8 protein-coding genes are annotated in these 4664 nt (G+C 38.6%); 2 read left to right on the forward strand and 6 right to left on the reverse strand.

Going from position 1 to position 4664, the window contains the following annotated elements:
• The 6 genes from LACDD01_RS11615 to LACDD01_RS11620 all read right to left on the reverse strand — a co-directional run.
• Positions 1 to 112, reverse strand: a 112-nt coding sequence (locus tag LACDD01_RS11615; protein ID WP_197458045.1) for a YtxH domain-containing protein, incomplete at its 3' end; no start/stop codon positions are given.
• A 1-nt stretch (position 113) separates the two neighbouring features.
• Positions 114 to 539, reverse strand: a complete 426-nt coding sequence (locus LACDD01_RS09230) for a DUF948 domain-containing protein (protein WP_003134326.1) — start codon at positions 537 to 539, stop codon at positions 114 to 116.
• A gap of 183 nt (positions 540 to 722) precedes the next feature.
• Complete coding sequence (locus LACDD01_RS09235) at positions 723 to 1076, reverse strand: hypothetical protein (RefSeq protein ID WP_061414654.1); 354 nt, start codon at positions 1074 to 1076, stop codon at positions 723 to 725.
• 131 nt (positions 1077 to 1207) lie between these two features.
• Entirely contained in the window at positions 1208 to 1969 is a 762-nt protein-coding gene (gene lgt, locus LACDD01_RS09240; protein WP_207781790.1) for a prolipoprotein diacylglyceryl transferase, read from the reverse strand.
• A 33-nt stretch (positions 1970 to 2002) separates the two neighbouring features.
• Positions 2003 to 2926 carry an HPr(Ser) kinase/phosphatase gene (gene hprK, locus LACDD01_RS09245; RefSeq protein ID WP_019293392.1) on the reverse strand — a complete coding sequence of 308 codons (924 nt, stop codon included), beginning with the start codon at positions 2924 to 2926 and terminating at the stop codon, positions 2003 to 2005.
• Between the two features lie 175 nt (positions 2927 to 3101).
• Positions 3102 to 3281, reverse strand: coding sequence for a hypothetical protein (locus LACDD01_RS11620; RefSeq protein WP_014025241.1), 180 nt, complete (start codon positions 3279 to 3281; stop codon positions 3102 to 3104).
• 190 nt (positions 3282 to 3471) lie between these two features.
• Here LACDD01_RS11620 and arr point away from each other — a divergent pair, with 190 nt between their 5' ends.
• On the forward strand, positions 3472 to 3885 hold the full coding sequence (gene arr, locus LACDD01_RS09250; protein WP_061414657.1) for an NAD(+)--rifampin ADP-ribosyltransferase: 414 nt from the start codon (positions 3472 to 3474) through the stop codon (positions 3883 to 3885).
• Between the two features lie 293 nt (positions 3886 to 4178).
• Positions 4179 to 4634, forward strand: coding sequence for a GtrA family protein (locus LACDD01_RS09255; RefSeq protein WP_003134318.1), 456 nt, complete (start codon positions 4179 to 4181; stop codon positions 4632 to 4634).
• The last annotated feature ends 30 nt before the right edge of the window (positions 4635 to 4664 follow it).

The raw sequence follows: 4664 nt of genomic DNA on the forward strand, positions 1-4664 counted from the left end.
CGTACATCTTGCTCGCATCTTCACGCATTTCGCTTCCTTTTTTAGGGGCGAAAAACAAAGCTGCAGCGGCACCAATCAAAGCTCCTGCTAAAAATCCTGATTTTTTAGACATATTATTTATCCTCCACTTTCTTTTTCTTGTTCTTCTTCATAAATTTATTTGCTGTTTTAGCCAATACTAAAGTTGAAGCTGAACGACCGACGGTTCCCGATTTTCTTGAGAAACGTTCAACCATGTCGCGACTGCTCTTATTCACCGCAGTAACGCTCTCTGAAAGCTCTGCTACTGCAACGAAGAGAGGGTCAATTGTTGCAACTTTTCCATTAACATCGTCTAAAAGAACATTGGCTTTTGCCATCAAGCCATCCGCTTGGTGAAGCAAAACATCGACATCACTAGAGACGAGTTTCACCGTACGATTGGCTTCCTCAACAACTTTTGAAACTTTAACTAAAAGTACAATTAAGAAGATAACCAAAGCTGCAAAAGCAATTGCAATGATCAGCCAGGCTATATTTTGTACACTAATTTCTCCCATACTTCACCTCCGAAACCGCTTAAATTCAAACGGTAATTTTACTTTATTATAGCAAAATTAATATTTTTTATAAACTAATTTGGCACATAAATTTTCCCTCGGTATTTAGGTCACTCGTACCAGCGTTTTGGAGGATTTTTAGCTTTATCCCTTTTTTATTTCTTCCTCCGAAAAAACTCGTCCTTACCTTAAAAGTTTATGTGAGAGATTGCCAGCTTCTTTGACAAGCTCGGTGATGAAAGTATAGCTTTCGCTGTAAAATTTTTCGGAATTCTTGGCTTCTTGTATAGGTGCTTCTTTTTGTCCTCTTTCGTCAAGCAATTTATCTTTATCTAATGAAACGCTTCGTTTTGTTATATTTGGGGTATAAATGTTAAGCGCATCTTTATTTGTCTTTTTCAGTGGGACAGTTGTTTTGTGGATGTTGAGAGTATCTGAGGGAATGGTACGGACGGTCCTCGTTTGCTGATGGAGTATATTAAAAATACCAAATGTGATGAGTCCAACAGTTGTCACAAGTGCAAGTGTACGTTTCATTTTTCGCTCCTCTTCTCCTCTTAATACCTCTATTTTACGCTTACTATCCTGAAGTTGAACTTACTTTTTTGTAATATAAAAAAAATGTATCTTTTGCCTTGCTACAAAAGATACACTTTTACATTCTTTTCTTAATCAATTTTTTTCAAACGTCTGATAAGCACAAACGCTATCCCGGCAATAATCATTAAAGCTGAGAAGACCTGTGATACGCGGAATGCTCCCCACATCAGACTGTCTGTCCGCATGCCTTCCACAATAAAGCGTACTGCCCCATACCAGATAAGATAGAAAGCAAAGATTTCCCCACGCTTGAGTCCTGGAATACGATGACGGAAAATCATAATGAGGAGGAAACCTGAAAAGGTTCCGATACTTTCATAGAGGAAAGTAGGTATTCGATAAGCTCCATCAATAAACATCTGCTCCCGAATAAAGGTCGGCAGATAATTTAAGTTGTTTACCGCATCGCCATAGGCTTCCTGATTAACAAAATTTCCCCAACGTCCAAAAGCTTGGCCAATAAGTACACCCGGAATACTCACATCCAGTAAATCCAGAGGATTAATCATCCGATAATAAGAAAAGACAAACAGGACAATTGCTCCTGCAATCAGTCCGCCATAAATGGCACCACCGCCGTCCCAAAGAGCGATAATTTCACTTGGATGTTGGCTATAATAATCCCATTGAAAAGCAACATAGTAGGCCCGGACACCGATAAGTCCGACGGGGAAAGCCCACAAGATAAAGTCAATCACATCATCTGAGGTCAAACCTCGCCGTGGTGCTTCCTTACACGCTAGCCAGACACCGAGAGCAGCCCCTGTCACAATAAAAATCGCATACCAATGAATGGAAAAAGGGCCCAACTCTAAAGCAATCTTATTCATTGCTAAATATGGAAAATTGTTCACTTTAACTCCTTAGCTATTGTTTTCGATTAAATGTGTCAAACGATCTTCAAAAAGCGCTGTTGCATCATAGCCCATGTCTTTGGCACGGTAGTTCATCACAGCAGCTTCAATGATAGTCGAAACATTACGCCCTGTTTTGACAGGAATCTTAATCTGTGGCACTTCAACATCGGCGAGGATAATATTTTTCACACCATTACCCAAACGGTCAAATTCGCCCCCAACTTCGTAAGGCTCAAGATAGATTGTTAAATCAATATCCGTCTGATCTTTGACTGCACGCGCACCGTACAAGCTCATCACATCAATAATCCCGACACCGCGAAGTTCCAAGAAATTTTGCAAGACTGGCGCAGGTTCTCCTGCTAAAGTAAAGGCATCTCTTTGGAAAACATCAACACGATCATCAGCTACAAGTCGGTGATTACGCGCCACCAAGTCCAAAGCCGTTTCTGATTTCCCGATTCCACTTGCTCCCTGAATCAAAACCCCAACACCATAAATATCCATCAGCACACCGTGTACACTGACACGCTCTGCCAACTCTTCATCTAAGTAAGAGGTCAGAATACTGTTCAGACGGCTAGTTGTCTCACGTGATTGCAATAAGACAATATCATGCTTACGTGCAGCATTCACCATCTCTTCCGGAATTTCAAGATTACGTGCCACGATAACGACAGGAGTTATCTCTGTCATTACTTTTTTGAGTATATCATAACGCGCATCGCCTACCTCGTTCATCATGTAGGACCATTCCTTCATCCCGAAAAGTTGTATCCGTTCAGGGGTAAAGTATTCAAAATAACCAGACATTTCCAAACCGGGGCGTAAAATATCTGAGGTGGTAATTTCTTTTTGAAGTGCTGTTTCTGTCGAGTAGATAACATTAAATTTGATTTTTTTGATGAGATCTTGCACTGTGACTGTCATATCTGTCTCCTCTTGTCTTTTTCTCCCCTTATTATATCAAAATATAGATAATAATCCTTTTTGCTTAGGCTAGAAAAGTGTAATATTTGATTCCAGTTTGATAGCTAAAGTATAACTTGGCATACTGGTTCATCTTAGAGCTAAAAATAGTAAAAAAAATAATGGATGTTATCCATTATTTGATTTTGCTGAGTTTTACAAACTTGTCTACTTTATAAGCCACGTAAATTCTGCGACCTAAAAGGAAGCTTGCGATAAAGAACCAAAACCATTGGGCCTGGAAAAAGGCGATGGAAAAAATCCATGCTTCAATGATTGTTCCAAGTATAAAAGAGTAAAATCGTGATTTTAACATAGATTAACTATATCATACCCAAGAACTGAGGTCAAATATGCTAAACGAAATTTCCATCACAACGTAACTTTCTTTACAATAGCTTTTTCCTTCGCTTCCTGATAGAAAAAAGTTTGGGGATACTGTATAATCCATTATGATCATAGCACATCAGCATTTTTGAGATCAATTTTAGAAAGAAGATTACTTAATGGAAAAAGTACATGATGAAGGTCCTTTCTACCATGGGACGAAAGCTAAACTTAAAATAGGGGATTATTTAAGGGCGGGTTTTGCCTCTAATTATGATTCACGTGTGACTATGAATCATATCTATTTTACAGCTTTAAAAGATGGCGCTGGCTTTGCTGCACAAATCGCTGCTGGAAAAGCTGAGGTCCCGCAAGTCTACCTGGTGGAACCAGCAGGCCCTTATGAAAATGATCCCAACGTGACCGATAAAAAATTCCCTGGTAACCCAACTCGTTCTTATCGCTCTACTGCACCACTAAAAATAATTGCTGAGGTGACCGATTGGGTGGAGCAACCTCAAGATAAGATTGATAGTTTACGTGAAAAAATAGCTGCACGTACTACAAATAATAAATCAACTATCATTAATTAAATCCCACTTACATCCAACTAAATTTTAAAGCGGCTTAAAGCCAAAAGATAGCTCTCGGTTTGAAATAGATATTTCATTTGTAGCTATTGATTTTCTTATTGAACTCAATACACAGCGTATCATTAAAGGGAACAATATGACACGTGATGCCTTCAAGCAACGCTGGTCTTTTACCACAAACGGAGATAAACTAAAAGTTAATAAGATTAAAGCCTTAAAAATCTAAGGCAACTGAATCTTATTCTCCTATATCATCTAGCAAAAAAACTACAAATTTGGTAAAATGAGGTGCTATGGAAAAAATTAAAAACTTTGCTAAGACTGAAGCTTTCACTTATCTCGTCTTCGGTGTCTTGACGACCCTTGTCTATTACGTCTTTATGCAGTCAAGCTTTTACCTGCTTAATCACCCTGGAATAAACGCTGGGGCGATTTCAGAGGCTATCGGACAAATTGTTAGTATTATCTTCGCTTTCTTTACCAATAAAATTTGGGTTTTCAAGCATAAATCTACGCACATTTTCCGAGATTTCCTTAACTTTGCTGCCGGACGTTTATTCTTCATGCTTTTGGCCATCGTTCTGAAGTGGTGGTTTATTGATAGTCATCCAGAAATTTTGATGGATCTCTTGCACTTGAAAAAACCAGTAGTCGTTCTTGCCCTTTCACTGGCAATCCAAGTATTGAATATCGTCTTGAACTACTTCTATTCTAAATTTATTGTTTTCCGTAAAAAAGCGAAAGTATAAATGTATAATAAAAAAACGTCTGCCAAAACG

Origin of the sequence: Lactococcus sp. DD01 (genome assembly GCF_001578715.1) — a bacterium.
Classification (GTDB): domain Bacteria; phylum Bacillota; class Bacilli; order Lactobacillales; family Streptococcaceae; genus Lactococcus; species Lactococcus petauri.

Excerpts from the sequence above, each read along its gene's own strand:
- LACDD01_RS09230 (WP_003134326.1), bottom strand. The coding sequence starts at position 539 with ATGGGAGAAATTAGTGTACAAAATATAGCCTGGCTGATCATTGCAATT.
- LACDD01_RS09235 (WP_061414654.1), bottom strand. The coding sequence starts at position 1,076 with ATGAAACGTACACTTGCACTTGTGACAACTGTTGGACTCATCACATTT.
- lgt (WP_207781790.1), bottom strand. The coding sequence starts at position 1,969 with ATGAATAAGATTGCTTTAGAGTTGGGCCCTTTTTCCATTCATTGGTAT.
- hprK (WP_019293392.1), bottom strand. The coding sequence starts at position 2,926 with ATGACAGTCACAGTGCAAGATCTCATCAAAAAAATCAAATTTAATGTT.
- LACDD01_RS11620 (WP_014025241.1), bottom strand. The coding sequence starts at position 3,281 with ATGTTAAAATCACGATTTTACTCTTTTATACTTGGAACAATCATTGAA.
- arr (WP_061414657.1), top strand. The coding sequence starts at position 3,472 with ATGGAAAAAGTACATGATGAAGGTCCTTTCTACCATGGGACGAAAGCT.
- LACDD01_RS09255 (WP_003134318.1), top strand. The coding sequence starts at position 4,179 with ATGGAAAAAATTAAAAACTTTGCTAAGACTGAAGCTTTCACTTATCTC.